This is a genomic window from Amycolatopsis sp. NPDC104587, from assembly GCF_055583645.1.
In genome coordinates this window covers 178,896-201,950 of the sequence record NZ_JBVJNO010000011.1, presented here as the reverse complement: position 1 = coordinate 201,950, position 23,055 = coordinate 178,896, and the positions used below count along the sequence as shown (strand labels likewise).

Below are 23,055 nucleotides of genomic sequence, written 5' to 3'. Positions count from 1 at the left end.
TTTTCTCGGGGTGTACGAACGCCGGTTCGATCAGTCCGCGCCGCTGCTGGAAGGTGCCGCTGTCGTCGCTCGGCGCGGAAACCCGGAGTTGTCCACTCGTCACTGGGTGGCAGCCGTCCAAGCCCAGACGCATGCAGGCCTCGGCAGTCTGGCGTCCTGCGAACGGTCGCTCGCCGTGGCTGAAGAGGTCACGGCACTGAGTGGCCCGGTGCACACCGGCGGTTGGCTTCGTTTCGAAGGCTCTCGAGTCGCGGAAGAACGCGGCGCTTGTTACGTCGAACTCGGCCGCCCGGACCTCGCCGAAGCGACCTTGACGAACGCTCTCTACCAGGACATTTCCCCGCGCCGCCGGGGCAGTGTCCTGACGGACCTCGCCACGATCGGTGTGCAGCGACGTGATACTCACCAGCTCGTCACTTACGGCAATGCGGCTCTCGACGTCGCCCGGCAGACCGGCTCCGCCGGATACGTGGGGCGGAAACTGGCGGTCCTCCGTCCTCAGCTGGCTCCGTTCCGGTCCGACAGTCATGTTCGTCACCTCGAGCAAGAGATCGCCCGTCTCAAAGCTGTTCCCGCGTAACCAAGGAGAGTGTGTTGTCCGACGACAACGGCCGTATCTTTCGCGAAGCCTGGATTGCCGGTGTGAAGAAGCATTACCCCAGCGAGCCCAAGCCGAGCTACATCGCGCCGTGGGAAGAGACGCCTGACTGGGAGCGCGAAAGTGCGAGCGCTGTCTACGAGCAGGTGGCAGCCTTCATCCGGACGACGGCTGGAGCCGCCACAAGGCTGACACGTGAGCAGAAGGGCCAGTTTGTCGGTCTTTGCTGGATCGGCCAGATCTACAAGCACATTCCGGAACCCAAACCCGCCTACGTCGCCGGCTGGGACGACCTGCCGGACTGGCAGAAGGTGACGGACATGGAGATCTTCGAGCGGATCGAGCAGGCGACGACCGCCTGAGGTGATGCTGCGCAGCCTCCGTCCATAGTGGACGATCTATCGTGGGGGCATGCACATCGTGGCCGTCCTCGCGCTGGACACGGTCGTCCCGTTCGACCTGGCGACGCCCATCGAAGTCTTCTCGCGGACGCTCCTGGGCGGCTCGCCGGCCTACGAGGTCCGGATCTGCGGCACCGGGGGTGAGCTCGACGCCGGCGCGTTCACGCTGCGCCCGCCGTGGGACCTCGGCGGGCTCGCGGACGCCGACACGATCATCCTGCCCGGCCGCGCCGAGGACCCGCCGCCGGTGCCCCCGGACGTCGTGGCCGCGGTGCGCGCGGCCGCGGCCCGGGGCACCCGCATCGCGTCGATCTGCTCGGGCGCGTTCGTCCTGGCCGAGACCGGCCTGCTCGACGGCCGCCGCGCGACCACCCACTGGGCCGCGGCGGCCGAGCTGGCCCGCCGCCACCCGGCGGTGACGGTCGACCCGGACGTGCTCTACGTCGACGAAGGCCAGTTCCTGAGCTCGGCGGGCGCGGCGGCCGGCCTGGACCTGTGCCTGCACCTGATCCGCCGTGACCACGGCTCCGCGGTGGCGGCCGCGGCGGCCCGGCTGTCGGTGATGCCGTTGGAGCGCGAGGGCGGCCAGGCCCAGTTCATCGTCCACGACCCCCCGCCGACCCCGCGCGGCTCCGAGCTGGAGCCCGTGCTGCGGTGGCTGGAGGAGAACTGCGCGGCCGAGCTGACGCTGTCCGGCATCGCGGGACACGCGGGGATGAGCGCCCGCACGCTGAACCGCCGCTTCCGGGAGCAGACCGGGACAACGCCACTGCAATGGCTGCTGCGGGCCCGGGTCCGGCGCGCGCAGCACCTGCTGGAGGCGACGGGCGACCCGGTGGACCGCATCGCGGGCGACGTCGGGTTCGGCTCGCCGACGGCGTTCCGGGAGCGGTTCAAGCGGGTGGTCGGCACCAGCCCGCAGGCCTACCGGGCGAGCTTCCGGGGCGGGTGAGGGGACCGGTGCCGTAGGCTCGGGCCCATGTCGAGCCCCGAAGCGTCCAGGGCGGGGCTGCCGGTCACTCCGGCGGCCCGGTAACTCCCGCTTTCCCGGGCTTCCCGGGTGACCACGAAGTCGGCTGCCGATCTCGTGTTCCCTGGAGTCTCGCTGTGCCTTTTTCCGTGTACTTCCTCGCCCTGGCCGTGTTCGCCACGGGCACGTCCGAGTTCATGCTCGCCGGGCTGGTGCCCGGCATCGCCGACAGCTTCGGCGTCTCACTCGCGCAGGCGGGGTACCTGACGTCCGCCTTCGCCGTCGGCATGGTCGCCGGCGCGCCGCTGATGGCCGCGCTCGCGCGGGCGTGGCCACGGCGGACCGCCCTGCTCGGCTTCTTGGCCGTCTTCGTCGTGATGCACGTCGTGGGCGGGGTGACGTCGTCGTTCGGCGTCCTGCTCGTGACGCGGCTGGTCGCCGCCGTCGCCAACGCGGGCTTCCTCGCCGTCGCGCTGACCGCCGCGGCCGGGCTCGTGCCGCCGGACCGGCAGGGCCGCGCGCTCGCCGTCCTGCTCGGCGGCACCACGGTGGCGTGTGTGGCCGGGGTCCCCGGCGGCGCGCTGCTCGGCTGGCGGGCGGCGTTCTGGGTGGTCGCCGCGCTGTGCCTGCCGGCCTTCGCCGGTGTCTGGCGGATCGCCGACACGCCCGCGGCCACCGTGCCGGTGGACCTGCGTGCCGAGCTCGCCGAACTCCGTCCGCTGGCCGGGGTGCTCCTGCTGGGCGCGCTGGTCAACGCGGCGACGTTCGGCGTGTTCACCTACCTGGCGCCGGTGGCCGCCGGGGTCGCGCCGGTGCCGGTGGTGCTGGCCGCGTTCGGCGTCGGGTGCTTCGCCGGTGTCACGGCGGCGGGCCGGCTCGCCGACCGGTGGCCTTCGCGGGTCATCACGCTCGGAGGTGGGCTGCTTCTCGCGGGGTGGGTCGTCTTGGCCGTCACCGCGGAGGTGCCCGCGGCGCTGGTCGGCCTCGCGTTCACGCAGGGAGCGTTGTCGTTCCTGGTCGGCGGCACGGTGATCACGCGGATCCTGCACCTGGCCACCGGCGCCCCGACGATGGGCGGGTCCTACGCGACCGCGGCGTTGAACATCGGGGCGACGGCGGGGCCGCTGCTGGCGGGCGCGGTCCTCGGTGCGGGCCGCACCGCGCCGATCTGGACCGCGGCCCTACTGGTGGTGCTGGTGTTGGCGGTTCAGGCCTTCCGGCCCCGGACGTAGTAGGTGACCAGTCCGGCGCCGGCGGCGAGCACCACGCCGCCGGCGATCATCCGGATCGTGAAGTCGAGGCCGACGAGGGGGCCGCCGGCGTTGACGGCGGCGCTGACGAGGAGGACCAGCCAGAGGAGGACGGGCGTCGCGGTCCGGGCGGGGGCGTTGGTGTTGGTCATGGCGGAAACGTTAGAAGCGCGCCGCGGGCGAAACGATGCCGCGCGCACCCGGATCGGGGGTGGTGCCGGCGCTACCCCGCGTCGCGGCCGAGGTAGGCGAGCACCGCCAGCACCCGGCGGTGCCCGCCCTCGTCGGACGGCAGTCCGAGCTTCGCGAAGATGTTCCGGATGTGCTTGAGCACGGCGCCGTCACTCACCACGAGCAGCTCCGCGATCGTGCCGTTGTTGTAGCCCTCGGCCATCAGCGCCAGCACCTCGCGCTCCCGCGTGGTCAACGCCGCCAGCGGATCGGCCGCGCGGCGGCGGGCCATCAGCCGGCCGATCACTTCGGAGTCCATCGCCGTGCCGCCCTTCGCGACCCGCTCGAGGGCGTCGAGGAACCGCTCGACCTTGCCGACCCGCTCCTTCAGCAGGTACCCGACCCCGCCGACGCCGTCCGCGAGGAGCTCGACCGCGTAGCTCGTCTCGACGTGGGCGGAGAGCACCAGCACCGGCAGCGCCGGGTGGATCTCGCGGGCCCGCACGGCCGCGCGCAGGCCCTCGTCCGTGTGCGTCGGCGGCATCCGGACGTCCATCACGACGGCGTCGGGCCGGTCGGTTTCGAGGTAGGCGAGGAAGTCCTCCGCGTTGTCGAACGCCGTGGGCACCTCGATGCCCGCCGTCTTCAGCAGCAGCGACAGGCCTTCGCGCAGCAAAGCGTCGTCTTCGGCGATCACGACCCGCATGGCAGCTCCACTTTCAGCACGGTCGGCCCACCGGGTGGGCTGGTCAGGGTGAGGGTTCCGTCGAAGGCCTCGGCGCGCCGCCGGATCCCGGCCAGGCCGCTGCCGCGGGACTCGTCGGCGCCGCCGCGGCCGTCGTCGCGGACCACCAGCCGCAGGACACCGGCGGTGCCGCCGAGCGTGATGTCCACCCGGGACGCGTCGGCGTGCTTGGTGACGTTGGCCAGCGTCTCGGCCACGACGAAGTACGCGGCGGCCTCGACCGCGGCCGGGCGGCCGGCTTCGTACTCGACGTCCACCACGACCGGCACCGGAGAGCGTTCGCCGAGCGCGCGGACCGCCCCGGCCAAGCCGCGCTCGGTCAGCAGCGGCGGGTGGATGCTGCGGACGACCGTGCGCAGCTCGGCGAGCGCGTCGGTGGCCGTGTCCTGGGCCTTGACCAGCAGGTCGCGCACCGTTGCCGGGTCGCGGTCGTAGAGCTGTCCCGCGATGCCCAGCTGCAGCACGACCGCCGCGATCCGTGCCTGGGTGCCGTCGTGCAGGTCACGCTCGATGCGGCGCAGCTCGGCGCCGTGCGCCTCCAGCGCGGCCGCGCGCGTCGCGGTCAGCTCGGCGACGCGGTCGGCCAGGACGACCCCGGGAGCGGGAGCGAGCAGCCGCCGCGCGGTGCGGGCCTGCCAGCGCGCGAGCCGTGGCAGCAGCAACGTCAACGCGGCGTAGGCGGCGCCGATCAGCAGCGTCAGCCCGGCCCGCGGCCAGGAGTTCACGACGAGCCCGACCGACCCCTCGATCCCGCCGGGCACCGCCGGCCCCACGAACGCCGTGACGACCTGCTGAACCGCACCCAGCGGCAGCCCGATCGCCAAGGCGCCGAGGAACATCCCGGTCGCCGCGTGGATCGCGAGCCACGCGGCGTCGCGGCGGGTCGCCGGGTCCTTCAGCGGGGAGCCGTCCCGGTAGGGCTCCGGAACGGGCTCGCCGAGCCGGCGCGCGGCGCGGCGGCGGTCGATCCCGACGGGCCGGCGCGCCAGCCGGATCGCCGGGGCCGGCGACGGGATCCCGACGCCGAACGGGCACAGCAGCAGCACGGCGAACAGCCCGGCGAGGGCGAAGACCGACAGCAGCGAGGTGCCGGCGCCGACCAGGAGGAACCGGGCCGCCGACCAGCACTCGCGCAGCCGGGTCGTCACGACGGGAGTGTCCCACCCCACCACCGTGGTGGTGCTGGCGCTACCCCCGATCCACCTCCCCACAGGATCGATCGGCGGCCGCCGCGAACCTAGTTTTTCCTTCAGGCACAACGAAGGGGACCAAGATGACCACAGCGTATGCGCTGGAGCTGGCCGAGGTGCGGAAGGTGTACGGCTCCGGCGACGGCGCCGTGACCGCGCTCGACGGCGTGTCGGCGGGTGTCGCGCGGGGGACGTTCACCGCCGTGATGGGGCCTTCCGGCTCCGGCAAGAGCACCTTCCTGCACTGCGCGGCCGGCCTGGACCGGCCGACGTCGGGGCGGGTGCTGCTCGGCGGCACCGAGATCGGCCGGCTGAAGGAAGGCGAGCTGACGCGGCTGCGGCGCACCCGGATCGGGTTCGTCTTCCAGGCCTACAACCTGCTGCCGTCGCTGAACGTGCTGCAGAACATCACGCTGCCGATGCGGCTGGCCGGCACCAAGCCGGACCCGCGGTGGCTGCGGGAGATCGTCGAAGGCGTCGGGATCGCGAAGCGGCTCGAACACCGCCCGGCGGAGCTGTCCGGCGGGCAGCAGCAGCGCGTCGCGATCGCGCGGGCGCTCGTCACCCGCCCCGACGTCGTGCTCGCCGACGAGCCGACCGGCGCCCTCGACACCCGCACCGCGCGGCAGGTGCTGGACCTGCTCCGCGACGTCGTCGAGGGAATGGGGCAGACCGTGCTGATGGTGACCCACGACCCGGTCGCGGCCTCGGCGGCGCACGGGGCGCTGTTCCTGGCCGACGGCCGGCTGGCCGGGCACCTCGCGCACCCCACGCCCGAGCGGGTGGCGGAGCGCATGACGCACCTCGGGGAGTGGTGACCGTGCTGACCCTCGCCTGGCAGACGATCCGGACCCGGCTCGGCGGTTTCGCCGGCGCGTTCATCGCGATCCTGTGCGGCACCGCGCTGGTGGCGGCCTGCGGGATCCTCATGGAGTCCGGCCTGCGCGCCGGTGTCCCCACCGAGCGGTACGCCGGCGCGGCGGTCGTCGTCGGTGGTGAGCGGAGCGTGCAGCCGCCCGGCGCCGACGCGCTGTCCGCCGAGCAGGTGGCGGAAGAACCGCCGGTCCCGGCGGCGCTGGCCGGCCGGATCGCCTCAGTTCCCGGCGTCCGCGCCGCGGTGGCGGAGCAGAGCTTTCCCGCGCACGTCGTCACCGCCGACGGGCAGGTGCTCGGCCGGCCGTTGTCGCTGGGCCACAACTGGGACGCGGCCGTGCTGGCGCCGTTCCGGCTGAGCGCGGGCCGGGCGCCCGCGACGCCGGACGAAGTCGTGCTGGACGCCACGGTGGCGAGCCAGGCCGGGGTCGGTGTCGGCGGGCAGGTGCGCGTCACGACCCGGTCGGCGCCGGTGGTGTTCCAGGTGAGCGGCATGGTTGACAGCCTTTCGCGGCAGTCGGCGCTGTTCTTCACGCCGGAGCGCGCCGCGGACCTGGCCGGGCGGCCGGGCCAGGCGCACGCGATCGGCGTGCTGGCCGACCCCGGGGTGGCGCCGGACGCGCTGGCCGAGCGGGTGCGCGCGGCCGTGGACCACGTCGAGGTCAGCACCGGGGTCGAGCGCAGCAGCGTCGAGTTCCTCGACGTGAGCCAGACGCGGACGATGCTGCTGGCGATCGCCGGCTCGTTCGGCGGTTTTGCTTTGCTGGTGGCGGTTTTTGTGGTCGCGAGCACCCTGGCGCTGACGATCAACCAGCGCCGGCGGGAGTTCGCGCTGCTGCGCGCGGTCGCGGCGACGCCGAAGCAGATCCGCAAGCTCATCGGCATCGAGACGACATTGGTGGCGCTGGCCGCCGGGGTGCTCGGCAGCGCGCTGGGGCTGGCGGTGGCGTCCGGGCTGCGCGCCGCGTTCGCCGCGATCGGTGTCATCCCGGCGGACTTCGGGCTGGCGATCAGCCCGCTGCCGCTGGTCGCGGCCCTGCTGCTCGGCCTGGGCGCGGCCCGGCTGGCCGCTGGGGCGGCCTCGCGGCGGCCGTCGTCGATCCGGCCGGTGGAAGCGCTCGGGGAGGCGTCGGTGGAACGGCGTGCGCTCGGCCGCGTCCGGTCGGCCACCGGCTGGGGCCTGGTGCTGGCCGGGTTGGGCGGCGCGCTGGTGCCGCTGTTCGTGCACGGCCAGGTGGCGACCGCGATCTCGACGATGGCGGCGCTGGTGGTCGTGATCGGGCTGGCGGTGGTGGGGCCGCAGGTGACCGGGCTGGTCGTGCGGGTGCTGGCGCCGGTGCTCGCGCGGGCCTGGCGGATCAGCGGCTACCTGGCGGGCGCGAACACGCGGGCGAACACGCGGCGCGTCGCGGCGGCGGTGACCCCGCTGATGCTGGCGGTGGCGTTCGCGCTGGCGACGTTCTACAGCCAGACGTCCAGCACGGCGGCCGCGGCGGAGCAGTCGGCGCGGTCGACGACGGCCGACTACGTGATCAGCGGCCCGGCCGGAGTCTCCCCGGAGGTGGCTTCGCTGGTGGCCCGCGTGCCGGGCGTGGCGGCGGCGACGCCGGTGGTGCGGACGTCGGTGCTCACGGCGACCCCGATGGGCGATGACCTCGACGTCCAGCGCAAGCCCGCGCAAGGGCTGGCGGGCGACCAGGTCCGGGGCACGCTCGACCTGGGCGTCGACGCGGGCCGGCTGACGGACCTGACCGGCGAGACGGTGGCGCTGAGCCGTTCGGAAGCGGACTGGCTGGACAAGAAGATCGGCGACGAGGTCGAGTTCTACTACGGCGACGGCGTCCCGGCGAAGCTGCGCCTGGTGGCGACGTACACACACGACATGGCGTTCGGTGACTTCGTGCTGCCGGTTTCCCTGGCCCGCCAGCACATCGGCGGCCGCCCGGACGATTCCCTGCTGGTCCGCCGAGCCCTGGACGCGGACCCGGCGGCGGTTTCCACGGCCGTGCGTTCGGTGCTGTACCCGGGTCTGGCGCTCGCGCCCGCGGTGGTGGCGACGGCGTCGGACGGCAGTGAGGCCCAGTTCTACCTGAATCTGGTGGCGGTGGGCGTGATCGTCGGCTACTTGGCGATTTCGGTGGCCAACACGCTGGTCCTGACGACGGCGCAGCGGAGCCGCGAGTTCGCGTTGCTGCGGCTGGTGGGGACAACCCGCCGCCAGGTGACCCGCATGATGCGCCTGGAGGCCGTGGCGACGGTGGGGATCGCGGTGGTCGCGGGGACGCTGGTGGCGTTGGTGCCGCTGGGTTTGCTGAACGTGGGGCTGCGGGGGAGCCCGTTGCCGTCGGGGCCGTGGTCCGTCTATTTCGGAATCATCGGCGGAGCGGTGTTGCTGGGGATGGCGGCGATCGGGCTGTCGACGTCGGTGGCGTTGCGGGCCCGGCCGGTGGAGGCGATCGGGCTGAGGGAGTGAGGAACCGGGCGCCGTCCCCCTCGGCCGGCGCCCGGGTTTCGGCACGCTAGCCCGGGCTGATGAAATCCCGGTGAAACCGGACTCAGGGGCGGACCGCCGGCCACAGGCCGAGCCGGGTGAACTGCTCGCGGACGTGGTCGTGCACCGGGTCGTCGGCCTCCGTGGCCAGGGCGATCGTCTGGCGGGACTCGTTCCACGCCTCCGCCTGCCGACCCGTTGCCGCCAAGGAACGGACCAATGCCACCAGGGCACGGACCACCCACCTGTGGTCGGTCGGCGACCGGGAAATCCCCAGCGCCTTGCGCGCGTTCAGCAGGACCTCCGTGTGCTCATCGGCGTCACACCCGGCCTCGCTCAGCTCGACCAGCGCCGTCAGCGTCTGGTGGTGGCCTGCCGGGTGCTGGTCGTGCAGGGTGACGGCTTCGGTGAGGAACCCGACCGCTTCGCCCGTCCGGCCCGACCGGCGGCTCAGCAGACCGAGCTCCAGCGCCATGGCCGCGTGTCGCCGGTGGTCGCCCAGCTCCTCGTAGAGCATCTTCGCCTGGCTCAGGTGTTCCGCGGCCTCCTCGAGACGGCGGCCGCGCAGACGCAGGTGCGTGCCGAGCGCCCCGTGCGCCGCCGCGGACTGCGACGGCTCGTTCAAGCTGGCCTGGGTCGCCAGCGCTTCGCGCAGGCACGACTCGGCGTGCGCCGGGTCTTCCGCGTGCCGGGCGAGCAGCAGGAGCACCTCCGACCGGTCGCGATGGTTGCCGGTGTTGCCGAAGATCGTGTCCGCCAGCCGCAGCGCCTCCTCGATCTTGACGGGGTCGTCGTGGATCCGGGCCAGCGCCGTCCAGGCCTGCCCTTCCGCATCGAGGTTCCCGGCCGCCCGGGCCGCGAGCAAGACGGCTTCGGCGGTCTCGCGCCATTCGGGACCGAGGTGTGGCCGTAGCAACCGAAGCAAGGTCACCGCCCGGGACGAGGACGCGCCACGGCGGATCACGGCCCGCAGGCTCGCGGCCTCGTCCTCGAGAAACGCTTGGGCAGCAGCAAAATCCGGCAGCCGCCCGGCCTGGGGCAGCTCGGCGGTGCGACGCAAGGCCGGCGCCAGCACCTCGGCGGCGTCCGACACCCGCGCGATGTACCAGTCGAGCAGCCGCTCCTCGGCCTCCCGGCGGACGTCGGGCGGGTCGTGCGCGAGCGCGAGCCGCGCCCCGGCCGCGCGCGTGAGGTCGTCCAGCACGAACCGGCCGACGCGCCGGCCGACCAGGTACAGCGCGCCGAGCCCGGCGAGCGCGCCGCGGGTCGTCTCCTCGTCGGTGCCGTCGAGCGCGCACACCGCGGGCAGCGTGAGGCCGGGCGAGCCGTGGAGCGCCAGCGACCGGAACAGGCGGGCGGCCGCCGGGCGGAGCGCGTGGTACGACCACAGCAGCGACGTCAGGATCGTGCCCGACGCCAGCTCGCCGGCCAGCAGCAGCTCGGCCGGGCCGGGCAGTTCTTCGCCGCCCGAAAGGAGTTCGGCGAGCGTGCGGATGGCCTGCGGGGTGCCGCCGGTGAGCGCGACCGCCGTCGCCGGATCGGGGAGCTCGGCCACGGAGTCGCGGAGCAGGCCGCCGAGCAGCTGCTCGGTCTCGGCCGCGCCGAAGCGGCCGACGTCCAGCCGGTACGCGCCGTGACCGGTGACGAGGTCGCTGAGCCGGTACCGGCTGGTGACCACGACGACGCACTGCGCGCTGCCCGGCAGCAACGGCACGACCTGCCCGGAATCCCGGGCGTTGTCGAGGAAGAACAGCATCCGGCGGTCGTCGAGGAGGGTGCGCAGCAATGCGGTCCGGGCGCTCAGGCTCGCGGGCAACGCCGTCGCGGAGACACCCAGCGCGTCGAGGAACTCCGCCAGCACGTCGGCGGGGTCGCGGGGCGCGCCGCTGCCGTACCCGGCGAGGTCCGCGTGCAGCTGGCCGTGGGGGAACTGCTCCCGGACGTGGTGCGCCCAGTGCAGCCCCAGTTCCGTCTTGCCGACCCCGGCCGGCCCGGTGACGGCGACGATGAGCGTCGACGGCGAGCCGCCGACCCGGGAGCGGAGGAACAGGTCGTCGAGGCGCACGAGGTCGGCGGAGCGGTCGACGAACTCGCTGACCGTCGAGGGCAGCTGCGCGGGCGGCAACGCGCGAAGGGCGGCCTGCGTGCGGTGCTCGTCGGCCGGCGCGAGCAGGTCCCGCGACTGCAGCAGCCGCCGGTGCAGCTCCTGCAGCTCCCGCGCGGGCCCGGTCCCGAACGAGCGGGCGCTGCGGTCGTAAACCTGTTTCCAGTAGGCGTCGAACTCTTCGTAGTGCCCGAGCCCGTCGAGCGCGGCGAGCCGCTGGGCGATGTACTGGGTGTCGAACTCGTGCTCGACCATGGCGACGTCGAGGATCTGCAGCACCTCACGGTGGTTGCCGCGTTCGAGCTCGACGGCGCACAGGGCCTGGTACCCGGCGACGCGGTCGTAGAGGTCGAGGTCCTCGCGCTTCTGCTCCATCCAGACGGTGCCGAGATCTTCGACGGCGGGCCCGCGCCAGAGGTCCATGGCTTCCCGGAGGGCGGCCGCGGCGTCGTCGAGCCGGCCCGCCCGCCGCGCGGTGCCGCTGTCGCGGACGAGGGACTTGAACCGCGCGTAGTCGAGCTCTTCGTCCTCGGGCAGGAACTCGTACCCGGCGCGCCGGGTGACGATCCGCGCGGAAACCCCGGAGTCCCGCAGCGACGCGCGCAGCCGGCTGACGTAGGCCTGGAGGTCCTTCCGGGCGTGCTCGGGCGGGTTGTCGTCCCAGAGCGCCTCGATGACGGTCCGGACGTGGACGACCTTGCCGTGGTGGAGCATGAGGACACCGAGCAGCGATCGCTCCTTCGCCCGCCCGAGCGTCGCCTTCCGGTCACCGAGCCGGAGCTCGACGGGCCCCAGGATCCGGAACTCCATCAGGTTTCCTCGTCCACCCCCGCTCCCCGCTGGCACCGTAGCTCGCCGGCGGCGCGGTTTCGGCGCAGGTCAAGCGGCTGTCAAGAATTTGTCCAGCAACCGGCAACCGAAGTGTCAACCAGCCGCGGTCACGATCGTCCCGGAGGACCGGCCCGGCTGGAGGTGGCCCGATGCCGTGGACAGAACGGGAGCGCTACCCGAGCGAAACGAGTGCCGGTTCCGGCTTTCTGTGGCGGTTGCTGCAGTTGCTGGCACCCGATCCCGTCGACGGGCGTCCGGCGGAGCGCCACGCGGATCCGGTCCACCACACGATTCTCGCAGTGGGAATGGAGAGGTACTCGGCGTTCGACCGGACCACCATGCACCGGCTGGTGCTGCGCGCGGGGTTGTACCGCGCCTTCGAGGAGGCGTTGGCCGAAAGCGGAGTGGCCTGGGACCACTGCTATCGCGTGGACCTCGGTTACGGGATCCTCGTCCTGGCTCCCGCGGCCTACCCGAAAGCGGTGTTCAGCGAACTGGTCCCGGGTGCGCTCACGGAATCGCTGGCCGGCCACAACCGCTCGCACCGGCCGCCCGAACGGATTCGCCTTCGGCTGGCGCTGCACGCCGGCGAAGTCAGCTATGACACTTACGGCACGACCGGCTCCGCGATCGTGCACACCTTCCGGCTGCTCAATTCGGCGGCGCTGACGGAGATCCTGGCCTGTTCGGAAGATGATCTCGCGGTGATCGCTTCGGCCTGGTTCCACGAAGAGATCATCCGGCACAGCCCGTTGAGCCGTCCCGGCCGCTATCGGCCGGTGTCCGTTCAGGAGAAGGAAACCACCACGCGCGCGTGGATCCGGGTCGTCGGATCGGACGAGTCCGGGGAGCCGGGGCTCGAGGAGTGTGCTTTGGGGTGAAGGCGCGCCCTGCACGTGCACGCCCTCAGCCGCTCACTGGTCTGACACTAAAGATCTTCCGGCGTCACGATGTGCAGGAAGGTTGTCCAAGCGGCGGGCGAAAACTCGATGACGGGCTGGTCGGCGCGACGATCCTTGCTGTCGCGCACGAGAGCGGCGCCGGACGTCAGCAGGGTTTCGACACAGCTGCCACCGGCGTTCGAATAGCTGCTCTTGAACCATCCGTCGCGACGGGATGCGGGCGACGGCGGGAACACTTCGGTCGAGCTTTGTTTCATCAGGTTTCCTCGATGTAATCACGGACCATGTGCAGGCTCTGATCTCGAGGAAGTGCGCGCCGGAATGCGTCCTCGTAATACGTCGTGGTGATGTTCCGGACCTGCACCGGGTCGTCGATGACGCCCCAGGCGGTCACGGTTTCCTGCCACGCCAGGGTGGGGAGCCGCGGGTTGCCGAACTCCAGGAGGTGGACCGTCGCCGCGCCGAAGAGCCCGCAGGCGGTGGCCGTGAACGGGATGACGCGGACGTCGAGCTTCGCGGGGTGGCGCTCGATCAGCTCGGCCAGGTGCACGAGCTGCCCCCGGAGCACGTCCCGGCCGCCGATCTGCTGCCGCAGAGCCGCTTCGCTGAGGATGGCGGTCAGCGTGAACGGATCGTCCGGGTCCGCGAGTCTCGCCTGCCGCCGCAGCCGGGCGTCGACGCGCTGGTCGACTTCGACCTGTGGCAGCGTGACCGCGGGAGTCATGATCGCGCGGATGTAGTCGGCGGTCTGGAGCAGGCCCGGGATGAGCAAGCTTTCGTAGTCGCGGATGGCCCTGGCACCCTGTTCCAGACCGAACAGGCGCTGGACGTCGGCATCGAACAAAGCCGAGTAGTTCGACCACCATCCGCGTTGCTTGGCGGTGGTGCGCAAGGCCAGTAGCTCGGCCTTCTCCTCGTCGTCGAACTCGAAGAGCTCGGCGACCCGCGCAAGCGCTTCCGGGGAGAGGATCTTGCGCTCGTTCTCGACGGCGGACCAGTAGTTGCGGGTGAACCCGAGCGCCTCGGTGATCACCTTGACCTCGATGCCCAACCGCTCGCGTTGCTTCTTGAGCCGGAGTGCGAGTTCCCAGGATGCGACCACAGGTGACTGCGGCGCGGTCATCTTGGTCAGCCTCCGGACGTGGTTACGGTAACCAAACGATGTGTGGGTACACGTGCGTAGAGGTCACTCGGTTCATCTAACCTGGTGGAGTCACCTCCTGTCGAGCCGGAAGTTTCACTCGAACGGATATTTCGGCCCATGGAAAAACCTCAGTTGGAACGACCGGCCGGCCGAACCCGCGGCCGGGTCCGCTCGCCGGCCGAGGTTGCACCGGGGGCGTTCGGAGTCATCCCGCCGCAGCGGCTCGCCGGGGAAGTCGATTGGCGCGGGCGCGTGGAGCTCAACACGGCGCACTGCACGATCGTTGTCGTGGACGTGGCGGGATTCGGGCGTCACAGCCGGACCACGCCCAACAAGCTCCGTGTCCGCCGCGGTCTGTATCAGGGCCTCGAACGGGCTTTCGCCACCTCTGGCATCCCGTGGAGTGCCTGCCGGTATTCGGACCTCGGCGACGGGGTGCTCGTGCTCGAACCGGCGGGCGTCCCCAAGGCTCCCTTCGCCGATTTGCTCCCGGGCGCGCTCGCCGACGAGCTGGCAGCCCACAATGCGATGCACCCACCCGAGGAGCACATCCGGCTGCGGCTGGCGTTGCACGCCGGCGAGGTGACTTACGACGAGCACGGAGTCACCGGTTCGTCGATCCTGCACGCGCATCGACTGGTGGACGCGCCTGAACTCAAGCAAGCGCTGGCGGACACCGACGCGGTCCTCGCCGTGATCGCTTCTTCCTGGTTCTTCGAAGAAGTCGTCCGGCAAAGTGAGGGGAGCAGTGCCGGCGAATATCACCCGGCCGAGGTCATGGGTGGACGCGCTCCCGCTTGGATCCGGCTGCTCGCCGCGCGACCGGCCGGCCGCTCGCGGACGCTGGTCCGGCCCCGGCGGCGGTACCGGGCCTGATCATCGGGAAACCCTTCCGTACTCCCGAAACTTTCCGAAAGTTATTGCCCAATACGCTCCCGCGATCGCATGCTTTCGCCATCCTGCAGCCTCGACGAGGAGGAAGCATGCTCACCAGGAACCGGTTCAAGGTGTGCGCCGCCCTGGCGCTGGCCGCCGCCTTGGTGCCCGGGGTTGCCCGGGCCGACACCGTCGTCACCACCAACCAGACCGGGACCAACAACGGTTACTACTACTCGTTCTGGACCGATGGTGGTGGCTCCACCGCCATGACGCTCGGCGCCGGTGGCAACTACCGGATGAACTGGAGCAACACCGGGAACTTCGTCGCCGGCAAGGGATGGAGCAACGGGAGTCGGCGGAACGTCACCTACTCCGGCAGTTTCAACCCCTCCGGCAACGGCTATCTCGCGCTCTACGGCTGGACGTCCAACCCGCTCGTCGAGTACTACGTCGTCGACAACTGGGGCACCTACCGGCCCACCGGCACCTACAAGGGCACCGTCACCAGTGACGGCGGCACTTACGACGTCTACCAGACCACCCGCTACAACGCGCCGTCCGTCGAAGGGACCAAGACCTTCAACCAGTACTGGTCCGTGCGGCAGCAGAAGAAGACCGGGGGCACCATCACCACCGGCAACCACTTCGACGCCTGGGCGCGGTACGGCATGCGGCTGGGGAACTTCTCCTACTACATGATCCTCGCGACCGAGGGGTACCAGAGCAGCGGCAACTCGAACCTGACGGTGGGCTGACCCGTGCGGCCATGGATCACGGCGCTGGTCACCGCCCTCGCCGTCGCAGGGAGCGTCATGGGAACCGAAGCGCACGCCGCGGCCTGCAACGGCTACGTCGGTCTCACCTTCGACGACGGACCGTCCACTGCGAACACGCCGGCGTTGCTCAACGCGCTGCGCCAGAACGGGTTGCGGGCCACCATGTTCAACGAGGGCCAGTACGCCGCCGCGTATCCGGCTCAGGTGCGGGCGCAGGTGAGCGCCGGGATGTGGGTCGGCAACCACAGCTACACCCACCCGCACCTCACCCAGCAGAGCCAGTCCCAAATGGACTCCGAGATCTCCCGGACGCAGCAGGCGATCGCGGCCGCGGGCGGCGGCACCCCCAAGCTGTTCCGCCCGCCGTACGGGGAAACCAACGGGACACTGCAGGCGATCGAAGCGAAATACGGCCTCCGCCAGATCATCTGGGACGTCGATTCGCAGGACTGGAACGGCGCGAGCGTGGACGCCATCGTCCAGGCCAACGCCCGGCTCACCAACGGCCAGGTCATCCTGATGCACGAGTGGCCCGCCAACACCCGGGCGGCCATCCCGCGGATCGCGCAGGTCTTGGCGAGCCGCGGGCTGTGCGCGGGCATGATCTCGCCGCAGACCGGGCGGGCGGTCGCCCCGGGGTGAGCGGGGCCGGGGCGCGGCGGGGTCCGGCCGCCGCGCCCCGGCTCAGTTCACGTACCACTCCACGCGGACGGCGTCCGGCGCCAGGGTGGTCAGCCGGGCGCAGACCTCGTGGCTGACCACGAGCCCGTTCGTCCGGCAGATGTCGGTGCGCTCCGGGTCGGCCGGCGGGGTGAAGTTCGCGGCCGCGAGGTGCTCGCGCATGACGTCCGGGGCGCGTTCGCCGGTCGCCGTCAGGACCCGCCAGCAGCCGCCGGAACCGCAGTAGTAGTCCTCCTGGATCCGCAGCTGCGCGGGCGCGGGCAGGACACCTTCGTCCCCGGCCGCCGCCTCCAGGCCGACGAACCAGGCGGCACCGGTCAGGAAGAACCCGGCGCCCACCAGCAGCGCCAGCCGGGCGCCGCCACGCCGTGCGCCGATCGCGCAGACCACCGCCGCCAGGATCGGGTGGAGCCAGAAGATCTCCCGTCCGGCCGGCCACGGCCCCGCGAGGTTCAATGCGCGCGGCACCACGAACCACGCCAGCAGCGCGAGCAGGACCAGCCCGACGATGATGCCGATCCGCCGCGACGGCGCGAGCCCGCACCACACCAGGATCGGCACCACGCCGAACACGCCGCCGACCGGGCTCGGCGAGAACGCCGCCACGACCACCGCCGCCACCACAAGAGCTGCACGCCACCAGTGGGTCTTCACTCTTTCGGGGGTCAGCACGCGGTCATTCTGCTCAAGTCAGGCCGAGCGCCGCGATGCGGGCCGGGTCGGCCACGATGGTGATCTCCACGATGCGGCCGCCGCGAACCGGCGGGCCGAACACCGCCACCGGCCGCCCGTCCGCGGCCGCGAGCAGCCCGGCCTGGCCGTTGACGACCACGGGCCGCGCGAGCGTGCCACTCCCGCTCGCGAACAGCAGTGCCTGGGCGGCCACCGTCCGGCACGTGCGTCTCGAGCGGCTCCTCCCGGCGGGTCCGGCGGGAGCGCAGCACGTCCGGGCAGATCCGGCCGGTCACAGTGGTCAGCCAGCCACCGAGGTTCGCCACCGCGGTGGTGTCGGTGCGGGCGAGCCGCAGGACGAATCAGGCCGTCCCGATGTGACGCGCGAGAAGCTCGTACGACCGCCGCCGGTCGGGGTGGCCGTGCATCGGGGTGGTCACCATCAGCTCGTCGGCGCCCGTCTCGGCGACGACGGCCCGCAGCTGGTCCAGCACCGTTGACGGCGAGCCCGCGAAGAGCCGGTCGGCGAGGTCGGCGGGCTCGTGGGCCGCGGCTTCCTCGGGGCTCGGCAACAGGATGCGTTCACCGCGAAGCCGCCGAAGGACTTTCACCCGGGTCGGCCGGGCGAGCCGGTCGGCGCGAGCGTCGGTCTCGGCCGCGATCGCGGACACGCTGACCAGCGTCACCGGCGCCGGGATGCGAGCCGGTCGGAACGCCGAGCGGTACGTCTCCGTCGCCTCGGCCGCGTCGTCCGGGTTGAGGTGGTGGGCGTAGGCGTAGGCCAGCCCGAGCTCCCCGGCGAGCCGCGCACTGGCCGCGGACGTTCCGAGCAGCCAGACGTCCGGGGCGTTCCCGGCCGCCGGGCCCAGCCGGTCGAAGTACCCGAGCAGCTCCTCGACCTGCGCGCGGAAGGCCGGCGTGGCGCGGCCGCCGCGGACGAGGTCCACCGCGGCCTCCGGGACCGCCGGGCGCCCGGCCGAGGCCGAGGTCGACCCGGCCGGGGTGGAACGCCGTCAGCGTGCCGAACTGCTCCGCCACCACGATCGGCGGGTGGTTCGGCAGCAGCACGCCGCCCGCGCCGACCCGGATGCGGTGCGTTGCGGCCGCGAGCCGGCCGGCGACGACGGCGGGCGCGCAGCTCGCCACCCCGCGCATCCCGTGGTGCTCCGGCACCCAGTAGCGGTGGTACCCCAGCTCGTCGGCCGGCACGGCGAGGTCGACGGTGTTCGCGAGGGCCTCGCGGGCGCTCGAACCGGCCACGATCGGCGAAGTGTCCAGAACGGACAGCCGGACGTCCACAGTGGACTATCCGGCGAACAGGTCCGGCCGGCGGTCGGCCAGGTAGGGGCTGAGCTCGCGGGTCTTCGGGATCTCGCCCAGGTCGATTTCGGCGATCCGCAGCTCGCCGGCGCCGCTGAGCACGCGCCCGTCCGGGCCGACGACCCGGCTGAGCCCGCAGTAGGTGAGGCCCTGCCCGCGTCCGGTCCAGTTGGCGTAGGCGATGAACAGCTGGTTTTCGAACGCTCGGGCGGGCACGAGCCCGGTCGCGACGAACTCGCACGGCTCCATCAGCGCGGTCGGCACGAGCAGCAGCTGCGTCCCGGCCAGCGCGTGCCCGCGCACCGCTTCGGGGAATTCGACGTCGTAGCAGATCAGCACGCCCAGCGTGAGGCCCTCGAACTCCGCTTGGACCACACCGTCGTCGCCGGGGTCGAACGCGGCGCGCTCGACCGGGCCGTAGAGGTGGCTCTTGCGGTAGCTCAGCAGGGTCTCACCGGCACGCCCCACGAGCCGGGCGGTGTTGTACACGCGGTCGCCGTCGGCTTCGGGCCAGCCGTGCACGATCGCGATCCCGGTTTCGGCGGCGATCGCGGAGACTTCCGCGCAGTACGGCCCGCCGAGCGGTTCGGCGAGGGAACGCAGGCGCCGCGCGTCGGTCAGGTACCCGGTGCCGGACAGCTCGGGCGTGACGAGCACCGCCGCACCGGCTGCCGCGGCCCGCTCGGCGGCGGCGCGCAGCCGGGAAGGTGAGACGCCGTCCGGCACGGCCTCCCAGCAGGCGATCTTCACCGCCCAAGGGTAAGCGCGGCGCCGAAAAACCGGCAACCCCTACTCTGCCCCACCACGGGGGGCCCGGCGGCCGGTGATGCGGCAGACTGCTGGTCATGGACAAGGTGCTCCGCGGCCTCAGGCTCCCCGAGAACGTGGCGCCGGGCTGGCTGGTGGTGCAGCTGCTGGGATCCGTCGTGATCCTGGCGACGCTGCTGACCACCGGGGAGACCCAGTCGTTCGTGTGGGCGGCCTACGGCGCGGCCGCCGCGTGCTGGGTGGGCTTCGTGCTCGCCCACGACCGGCTGCCGCGGACGGCCGCGGCGCTGCTCGCCGCGGGAGCCACCGTCGTGGCGCCGGTGATCAGCCTGGCTTCGGACACCTCCGCACTGGTCATCGGCGTGGTGATGCTCGGCCGGTTCGCCGCGCTGACCACCCTGCGCGTCCGGGTGATCGTCGCGACCGGGTGCGCCGACATCGCGTTGTGCGTGCTGGGCGGCCTGCTCGCCGACGTCGGGGCCGGCGAGACGCTCGGCAACCCGCTCGGCCTGGTGATCATCCTGCTGTTCGGGCTCAACCGCCGGCAGTACCGGCTCCACCTGGCCCAGACCCGGGCGCTGCTGGAGCAGACGACCCGCGCGCAGGCCGAGCAGGCGCGCGCCGCGGCGCTGGACGAGCGCACCCGGATCGCCCGTGAGATCCACGACGTGCTGGCGAACTCCCTTGGCGCGCTTGTCGTGCAGCTCGAGCTCGCCGAGGCGCTGATGGAGAAGAACGAGGACGGCCAGGCGCTGGAACGGATCCTGGTCTCGCGGCGGCTGGCCGTGGACGGTCTCGCCGAGGCGCGCAACGCCGTCGCCGCGCTGCGCGCCGACGTCCCGCCGCTCGACCGGGCGCTGGCGGATCTCGCGCAGCGGCACAGCAAGATGAACGCGGCCGAAGTGTCCTTTCGCACCGAAGGCGACCTCCGGGCGCCCGCTTTCGCGGTGGTAGCCTGCCTCGTGGCGACGGCCCGGGAAGCGCTGACGAACGCCGCGAAACACGCGCCCGGCGCGCCGGTGACCGTCGTGCTGGGGTGCGAACCGGGGTCGATCCGCCTCACCGTCCGCAACCCGCTGTCCGGCGAACCGCGTGCGGGGAAGGGTTTCGGCGTGACCGGGATGCGGGAACGGCTCGCCCAGGTGGGGGGCCGGCTCAGCGCCGGGGCCGAACCGGGGGCGTGGCAGGTGGTCGCGGAAGTTCCGGAACCCGCGCACAACGGAGGGGATCATGGGTGAGCCGCAGACGATCAAGGTGATCGTGGTCGACGACCAGCAGGTCGTGCGGGAAGGCCTGGTCGCGCTGATGAGCCTGCTCGACGACGTCGAGGTGGTCGGTTCGGCGGCGAATGGCGCGGAGGCGCTCGACCTGGTCGGCCGGCTCGAGCGGCTCGACGTCGTGCTGATGGACCTGAACATGCCGGTGCTGAGCGGGGTCGAGGCGACCAAGCGCATCACCCAGGAGCACCCGGACGTCGCCGTGGTCGTGCTGACGACCTATTCGGACGACGAGTCGATCGCCGGCGCGCTCGCCGCCGGCGCGCGCGGGTACCTGACGAAGGAAGCCGGCCGCGGCGAGATCGGGTCCGCGCTGCGGTCCGTCGTCGCGGGCCAGCTGACGTTCGGCGCTGACGTCTCGCGCCAGGTCGTCAGCGCGCTGTTCGACTCCGGCGGCCAGGGCGCGCCGAAAGCCGTGCCGCACAAGGAAGGCCTGCCCGACGGGCTCACCGCGCGCGAGGCCGAGGTGCTCGGCCTGATCGCCGCGGGGCTGAGCAACGGGAAGATCGCCGCCGAGCTGTTCATCGGCGAGGCGACGGTGAAGACGCACATCAACAACGCGTTCGCGAAGATCGGCGTCCGCAACCGCGTCGAGGCGGTGCGGTACGCCGTGCAGCACGGGCTGGAGCGGGAACCGCGGGCGCGGTGACGTCGGGGGAGCCACCGCGACCGGGTGCTCAGCCGGCGGGAACGGCTTCCCGGCGGGGCTTCAGCGCCAGCTTCGGGTTGTGCGCCACGACCTTGAACGCCTTGGTGCGGGGCACCCGGCTGAAGAGGTTGTCGGTGCCGCAGAAGTGCAGCTCGGTGACGTCGAGCCGGTGCAGCGACGCGGTGACCGACGGCCAGTCGATCGGCCGGTCGAAGGTGTCCAGCAGCATCGTGCGCACCTCGGCGGCCGTGCGGACGACGGCGCCGTCCTGGTCGGTCACCAGCGGGATCTCCGGGTCGCGCAGCGGGCAGCCGTCGAACGCGGCCGCGGCGGCCCGGCGGCGCAGCTCGCCGAACGCGGGCGCGTGCACCGGGGGCCGCATCGTGTACAGCGAATAACCGCCCACCGCGCCGATCCGGCGGATGAACTCGTCGAGCTCGCCTTCGCGCAGCGAGACCATGAGGAAGCCGTCGTCGACGACTCCCGAGACCTCGTGCCACGACAGCTCGCCGAGCACCGTCCGCCGGCCCTCGTCGGGAACGCGCATCACCGTGTGCGTGACGACGTCTTGGTGCTGGGAAGCGAAATACTCCGCCTCGCAGTCCGCCTGGATCGCGGTCAGGCGCACCGCGTCGGCGAAGGACAGCGCGCCGGAGTGGACCGCGGCGGCCTTCTGCCCGAAGCTCACGCCGGTGACGACGTCGGGCCGGAAGGCGAGCGAGTCCGCGAGGGCGACGCAGCTGACCAGGAACGCCAGCTGTGCCGCGGGGGAGTAGTCGTCGTCCGCTTCGGCATAGGCGTCCAAAATGGAGTATCCGACGACCTCGTCGGCCTCCGCGACCCGGCGGCGGGCGTCGGCGTTGATCACGAGGAACTTGGTCAGCTCCGCGAACTTGCCCGGCGCCATGCCGGGGAAGACGAGTGCGGTGCCGCTCATGCCCCCGCACCGGCCTCGGCGAGCTCTTCCATCCGCTTCTTGTCCGGCTTCCCGTTGCGGTTGACCGGGAACCGGTCGACGACGACCACGCGGTTCGGCTGCTCGTAGGCGGGCAGCACCTCGGCGATCTTGTCGCGCCAGTAACCGCTTTCGCGCTGGTCCGGGTCGGCGACGAAGAACACGAGCTGGGCGCCCTTGCGCTCGTCGGGCAGCGAGATGATGCGGGTGCTGCAGCCGTGCGCGGCGACCTTCCGCTCGATGATCTCCGGGTGCAGCGTGTACCCCATGCGGTGCACGGCCGCCTTGCGGCCCGCGATGAACAGGTTCCGGTGCTCGTCGAGGTGCCCGAAGTCGCCGGTGGGGTACCAGCCCTGCTCGACCGGGGTGATCGTCCCGTCGGCGCCGAGCAGCGACGTCAGCATGTCGGGGCAGTCGATGACCACCTCGCCGATCTCCCCGGCGGCGACCTCGCGGCCGTCGTCGTCGACGACCTTGACGCCGATGCCGGCCATCACCTGGCCGGTGCCGACCGGGTTGTCCAGCGTCGCGAAGGCGAGGTTGCCCAGTTCGGTGCTGCCGTAGCTGTCCAGCAGGGTCATCCCGAACTCGGCCTCGTACTCGGCGACGACGGGGGAGTCGAGCGGCGCGGCGCCGCTGCAGAACATCCGGACCTTCGCCAGGGCGGCCCGGGCCTCGGGGCGCTTGCGCACGATGTTCAGCATGCTCTGGTAGGTGGTCGGGGCGGCGTCCACGACGGTCGCGCCGCACTGGCCCGCCATCCGCAGCGCGCGGTCGAGCCGGCGGTAGGGGGCGATCACCAGCGAACAGCGCGTCAGCCACGCGATCATCACCATCGAGATGCCGTACTGGTGCGAAAACGGCAGCAGCGGCAGCAGGACGTCGTCCGGCCGGTGCCCGACCTGGTCGGCGTTGCGCTGCATGTTCTTGAGGAACCGGGCGCCGTTCTTGACGATGCCCTTCGGTGAGCCAGTGGAGCCGGACGACCACATGATGATGCTGTCCGGTTGCTCGCACCAGCGGTCGAAGGACAGCCGTTCGCCGGGCTGCGCCGGCACGGCGTCGGCGAGGAGCTCGTAGAGGTAGACGGGGTGCTGCCCGTCCGGCAGCGGGGCGTCGTCGTCCACGATGGACAGCCGGACGTCCGCGCGGTCGAGGATCTCCTGGGTCTGCTGCGGTTTCTCCTGCGGGTCGACCAGCACGATCGACGCGCCGAGGTGCATCAGCGCGAACAGCGTGGTGACGTACCCGGCGGAGTTGCCGGCCTTGAGCATCACGCGGTGCCCGGGCAGCAGTCCCCGCGCGCCCAGCGCGTCGGCCACGCCCAGTGCGCGCAGCTCGAACTCGTCGAGGGTCTGCACCGAGTCCGCGGCAAAGAGTTTCGCCGGCATCGGCCCGTCCTTTCGGT

24 protein-coding genes and 2 pseudogenes are annotated in these 23,055 nt (G+C 72.1%); 12 read left to right on the top strand and 14 right to left on the bottom strand.

Translation table 11 applies throughout. The annotated features are described in order from the left end of the window. Positions 1–10: 10 nt before the first annotated feature. From ACZ61C_RS31895 to ACZ61C_RS31880, 4 genes are all read left to right on the top strand, one after another. On the top strand, positions 11–580 hold the full coding sequence (locus ACZ61C_RS31895) for a hypothetical protein (RefSeq protein WP_465311565.1): 570 nt from the start codon (positions 11–13) through the stop codon (positions 578–580). Positions 581–594: 14 nt separating this feature from the next. After that, positions 595–960 (top strand): hypothetical protein, encoded by a 366-nt coding sequence (locus tag ACZ61C_RS31890; RefSeq protein WP_465311564.1) that lies wholly within the window; start codon positions 595–597, stop codon positions 958–960. A 49-nt stretch (positions 961–1,009) separates the two neighbouring features. After that, positions 1,010–1,951 carry a GlxA family transcriptional regulator gene (locus ACZ61C_RS31885; protein WP_465311563.1) on the top strand — a complete coding sequence of 314 codons (942 nt, stop codon included), beginning with the start codon at positions 1,010–1,012 and terminating at the stop codon, positions 1,949–1,951. A gap of 155 nt (positions 1,952–2,106) precedes the next feature. After that, positions 2,107–3,201 (top strand): Cmx/CmrA family chloramphenicol efflux MFS transporter, encoded by a 1,095-nt coding sequence (locus tag ACZ61C_RS31880; protein ID WP_465311562.1) that lies wholly within the window; start codon positions 2,107–2,109, stop codon positions 3,199–3,201. Here the strand turns inward: ACZ61C_RS31880 and ACZ61C_RS31875 are convergent. The 3 genes from ACZ61C_RS31875 to ACZ61C_RS31865 form a co-directional block, all read right to left on the bottom strand. Beyond that, the gene (locus ACZ61C_RS31875) at positions 3,177–3,371 is read right to left on the bottom strand and encodes a hypothetical protein (protein WP_465311561.1); all 195 of its coding nucleotides are present in this window, start codon (positions 3,369–3,371) and stop codon (positions 3,177–3,179) included. The genes ACZ61C_RS31880 and ACZ61C_RS31875 overlap by 25 nt on opposite strands. A gap of 71 nt (positions 3,372–3,442) precedes the next feature. After that, positions 3,443–4,096, bottom strand: a complete 654-nt coding sequence (locus tag ACZ61C_RS31870) for a response regulator (RefSeq protein WP_465311560.1) — start codon at positions 4,094–4,096, stop codon at positions 3,443–3,445. After that, on the bottom strand, positions 4,084–5,283 hold the full coding sequence (locus tag ACZ61C_RS31865) for a sensor histidine kinase (protein ID WP_465311559.1): 1,200 nt from the start codon (positions 5,281–5,283) through the stop codon (positions 4,084–4,086). Before ACZ61C_RS31865 ends, ACZ61C_RS31870 begins: the two co-directional genes overlap by 13 nt. Before the next feature lie 125 nt (positions 5,284–5,408). Between ACZ61C_RS31865 and ACZ61C_RS31860 the strand changes: the two genes are divergently transcribed. Both ACZ61C_RS31860 and ACZ61C_RS31855 read left to right on the top strand, forming a co-directional pair. Next, the gene (locus ACZ61C_RS31860) at positions 5,409–6,143 is read left to right on the top strand and encodes an ABC transporter ATP-binding protein (protein ID WP_465311558.1); all 735 of its coding nucleotides are present in this window, start codon (positions 5,409–5,411) and stop codon (positions 6,141–6,143) included. Continuing rightward, a complete protein-coding gene (locus ACZ61C_RS31855) occupies positions 6,137–8,671 on the top strand; it encodes an FtsX-like permease family protein (protein ID WP_465311557.1) in 2,535 nt (844 codons plus the stop codon). The genes ACZ61C_RS31860 and ACZ61C_RS31855 overlap by 7 nt, the downstream gene beginning before the upstream one ends. Positions 8,672–8,753: 82 nt before the next feature. Here the strand turns inward: ACZ61C_RS31855 and ACZ61C_RS31850 are convergent, their stop codons facing one another. Beyond that, a complete protein-coding gene (locus tag ACZ61C_RS31850) occupies positions 8,754–11,603 on the bottom strand; it encodes an AfsR/SARP family transcriptional regulator (protein ID WP_465311556.1) in 2,850 nt (949 codons plus the stop codon). Positions 11,604–11,962: 359 nt separating this feature from the next. Here ACZ61C_RS31850 and ACZ61C_RS31845 point away from each other — a divergent pair, with 359 nt between their 5' ends. Next, positions 11,963–12,505: a hypothetical protein gene (locus ACZ61C_RS31845; RefSeq protein WP_465311555.1), complete on the top strand. Its 543-nt coding sequence runs from the start codon at positions 11,963–11,965 to the stop codon at positions 12,503–12,505. Between the two features lie 47 nt (positions 12,506–12,552). On the opposite strand, the gene ACZ61C_RS31840 is transcribed toward ACZ61C_RS31845, so the two are convergent. Both ACZ61C_RS31840 and ACZ61C_RS31835 read right to left on the bottom strand, forming a co-directional pair. Continuing rightward, on the bottom strand, positions 12,553–12,783 hold the full coding sequence (locus ACZ61C_RS31840; protein WP_465311554.1) for a DUF397 domain-containing protein: 231 nt from the start codon (positions 12,781–12,783) through the stop codon (positions 12,553–12,555). After that, positions 12,783–13,649, bottom strand: a complete 867-nt coding sequence (locus tag ACZ61C_RS31835; protein WP_465311553.1) for a Scr1 family TA system antitoxin-like transcriptional regulator — start codon at positions 13,647–13,649, stop codon at positions 12,783–12,785. Before ACZ61C_RS31835 ends, ACZ61C_RS31840 begins: the two co-directional genes overlap by 1 nt. A gap of 138 nt (positions 13,650–13,787) precedes the next feature. Between ACZ61C_RS31835 and ACZ61C_RS31830 the strand changes: the two genes are divergently transcribed. The 3 genes from ACZ61C_RS31830 to ACZ61C_RS31820 all read left to right on the top strand — a co-directional run bounded on the left by ACZ61C_RS31830 (position 13,788) and on the right by ACZ61C_RS31820 (position 15,967). Continuing rightward, positions 13,788–14,546, top strand: coding sequence for a hypothetical protein (locus ACZ61C_RS31830; protein ID WP_465311552.1), 759 nt, complete (start codon positions 13,788–13,790; stop codon positions 14,544–14,546). Between the two features lie 107 nt (positions 14,547–14,653). Next, on the top strand, positions 14,654–15,304 hold the full coding sequence (locus ACZ61C_RS31825; protein ID WP_465311551.1) for a glycoside hydrolase family 11 protein: 651 nt from the start codon (positions 14,654–14,656) through the stop codon (positions 15,302–15,304). Between the two features lie 57 nt (positions 15,305–15,361). Then, positions 15,362–15,967, top strand: coding sequence for a polysaccharide deacetylase family protein (locus tag ACZ61C_RS31820; RefSeq protein ID WP_465311550.1), 606 nt, complete (start codon positions 15,362–15,364; stop codon positions 15,965–15,967). A 42-nt stretch (positions 15,968–16,009) separates the two neighbouring features. Here ACZ61C_RS31820 and ACZ61C_RS31815 read toward each other — a convergent pair whose 3' ends face one another. From ACZ61C_RS31815 to ACZ61C_RS31790, 6 genes and pseudogenes are all read right to left on the bottom strand, one after another. After that, positions 16,010–16,678, bottom strand: a complete 669-nt coding sequence (locus ACZ61C_RS31815) for a hypothetical protein (protein WP_465311549.1) — start codon at positions 16,676–16,678, stop codon at positions 16,010–16,012. A gap of 13 nt (positions 16,679–16,691) precedes the next feature. Further along, positions 16,692–16,892: a hypothetical protein gene (locus tag ACZ61C_RS31810; protein WP_465311548.1), complete on the bottom strand. Its 201-nt coding sequence runs from the start codon at positions 16,890–16,892 to the stop codon at positions 16,692–16,694. Between the two features lies 1 nt (position 16,893). After that, positions 16,894–17,034 (bottom strand): annotated as a pseudogene (locus ACZ61C_RS31805) (RNA polymerase subunit sigma-70); the annotation flags it as partial. 6 nt (positions 17,035–17,040) lie between these two features. Continuing rightward, complete coding sequence (locus tag ACZ61C_RS31800) at positions 17,041–17,625, bottom strand: LLM class flavin-dependent oxidoreductase (RefSeq protein ID WP_465311547.1); 585 nt, start codon at positions 17,623–17,625, stop codon at positions 17,041–17,043. Between the two features lie 73 nt (positions 17,626–17,698). Beyond that, a pseudogene (locus tag ACZ61C_RS31795) lies at positions 17,699–17,938 on the bottom strand (LLM class flavin-dependent oxidoreductase); the annotation flags it as partial. Between the two features lie 45 nt (positions 17,939–17,983). Further along, the gene (locus tag ACZ61C_RS31790; RefSeq protein ID WP_465311546.1) at positions 17,984–18,748 is read right to left on the bottom strand and encodes a carbon-nitrogen hydrolase family protein; all 765 of its coding nucleotides are present in this window, start codon (positions 18,746–18,748) and stop codon (positions 17,984–17,986) included. Positions 18,749–18,843: 95 nt separating this feature from the next. Between ACZ61C_RS31790 and ACZ61C_RS31785 the strand changes: the two genes are divergently transcribed. Beyond that, positions 18,844–20,004, top strand: a complete 1,161-nt coding sequence (locus ACZ61C_RS31785) for a sensor histidine kinase (RefSeq protein ID WP_465311545.1) — start codon at positions 18,844–18,846, stop codon at positions 20,002–20,004. After that, positions 19,997–20,692, top strand: a complete 696-nt coding sequence (locus tag ACZ61C_RS31780; protein ID WP_465311544.1) for a response regulator — start codon at positions 19,997–19,999, stop codon at positions 20,690–20,692. The genes ACZ61C_RS31785 and ACZ61C_RS31780 overlap by 8 nt, the downstream gene beginning before the upstream one ends. A gap of 28 nt (positions 20,693–20,720) precedes the next feature. Here the strand turns inward: ACZ61C_RS31780 and ACZ61C_RS31775 are convergent, their stop codons facing one another. Then, positions 20,721–21,629: an ACP S-malonyltransferase gene (locus ACZ61C_RS31775; RefSeq protein ID WP_465311543.1), complete on the bottom strand. Its 909-nt coding sequence runs from the start codon at positions 21,627–21,629 to the stop codon at positions 20,721–20,723. Then, positions 21,626–23,038: a class I adenylate-forming enzyme family protein gene (locus ACZ61C_RS31770; RefSeq protein ID WP_465311542.1), complete on the bottom strand. Its 1,413-nt coding sequence runs from the start codon at positions 23,036–23,038 to the stop codon at positions 21,626–21,628. The genes ACZ61C_RS31775 and ACZ61C_RS31770 overlap by 4 nt, the downstream gene beginning before the upstream one ends. Between the last annotated feature and the right edge of the window lie 17 nt (positions 23,039–23,055).

Bases quoted from the DNA above. Each gene is read 5' to 3' on its own strand.
- ACZ61C_RS31785 (WP_465311545.1), top strand. From the start codon at position 18,844: ATGGACAAGGTGCTCCGCGGCCTCAGGCTCCCCGAGAACGTGGCGCCG.
- ACZ61C_RS31850 (WP_465311556.1), bottom strand. From the start codon at position 11,603: ATGGAGTTCCGGATCCTGGGGCCCGTCGAGCTCCGGCTCGGTGACCGG.
- ACZ61C_RS31775 (WP_465311543.1), bottom strand. From the start codon at position 21,629: ATGAGCGGCACCGCACTCGTCTTCCCCGGCATGGCGCCGGGCAAGTTC.
- ACZ61C_RS31840 (WP_465311554.1), bottom strand. From the start codon at position 12,783: ATGAAACAAAGCTCGACCGAAGTGTTCCCGCCGTCGCCCGCATCCCGT.
- ACZ61C_RS31870 (WP_465311560.1), bottom strand. From the start codon at position 4,096: ATGCGGGTCGTGATCGCCGAAGACGACGCTTTGCTGCGCGAAGGCCTG.
- ACZ61C_RS31860 (WP_465311558.1), top strand. From the start codon at position 5,409: ATGACCACAGCGTATGCGCTGGAGCTGGCCGAGGTGCGGAAGGTGTAC.
- ACZ61C_RS31780 (WP_465311544.1), top strand. From the start codon at position 19,997: ATGGGTGAGCCGCAGACGATCAAGGTGATCGTGGTCGACGACCAGCAG.
- ACZ61C_RS31885 (WP_465311563.1), top strand. From the start codon at position 1,010: ATGCACATCGTGGCCGTCCTCGCGCTGGACACGGTCGTCCCGTTCGAC.
- ACZ61C_RS31835 (WP_465311553.1), bottom strand. From the start codon at position 13,649: ATGACCGCGCCGCAGTCACCTGTGGTCGCATCCTGGGAACTCGCACTC.
- ACZ61C_RS31845 (WP_465311555.1), top strand. From the start codon at position 11,963: ATGCACCGGCTGGTGCTGCGCGCGGGGTTGTACCGCGCCTTCGAGGAG.
- ACZ61C_RS31770 (WP_465311542.1), bottom strand. From the start codon at position 23,038: ATGCCGGCGAAACTCTTTGCCGCGGACTCGGTGCAGACCCTCGACGAG.
- ACZ61C_RS31825 (WP_465311551.1), top strand. From the start codon at position 14,654: ATGCTCACCAGGAACCGGTTCAAGGTGTGCGCCGCCCTGGCGCTGGCC.
- ACZ61C_RS31875 (WP_465311561.1), bottom strand. From the start codon at position 3,371: ATGACCAACACCAACGCCCCCGCCCGGACCGCGACGCCCGTCCTCCTC.
- ACZ61C_RS31820 (WP_465311550.1), top strand. From the start codon at position 15,362: ATGGGAACCGAAGCGCACGCCGCGGCCTGCAACGGCTACGTCGGTCTC.
- ACZ61C_RS31830 (WP_465311552.1), top strand. From the start codon at position 13,788: ATGGAAAAACCTCAGTTGGAACGACCGGCCGGCCGAACCCGCGGCCGG.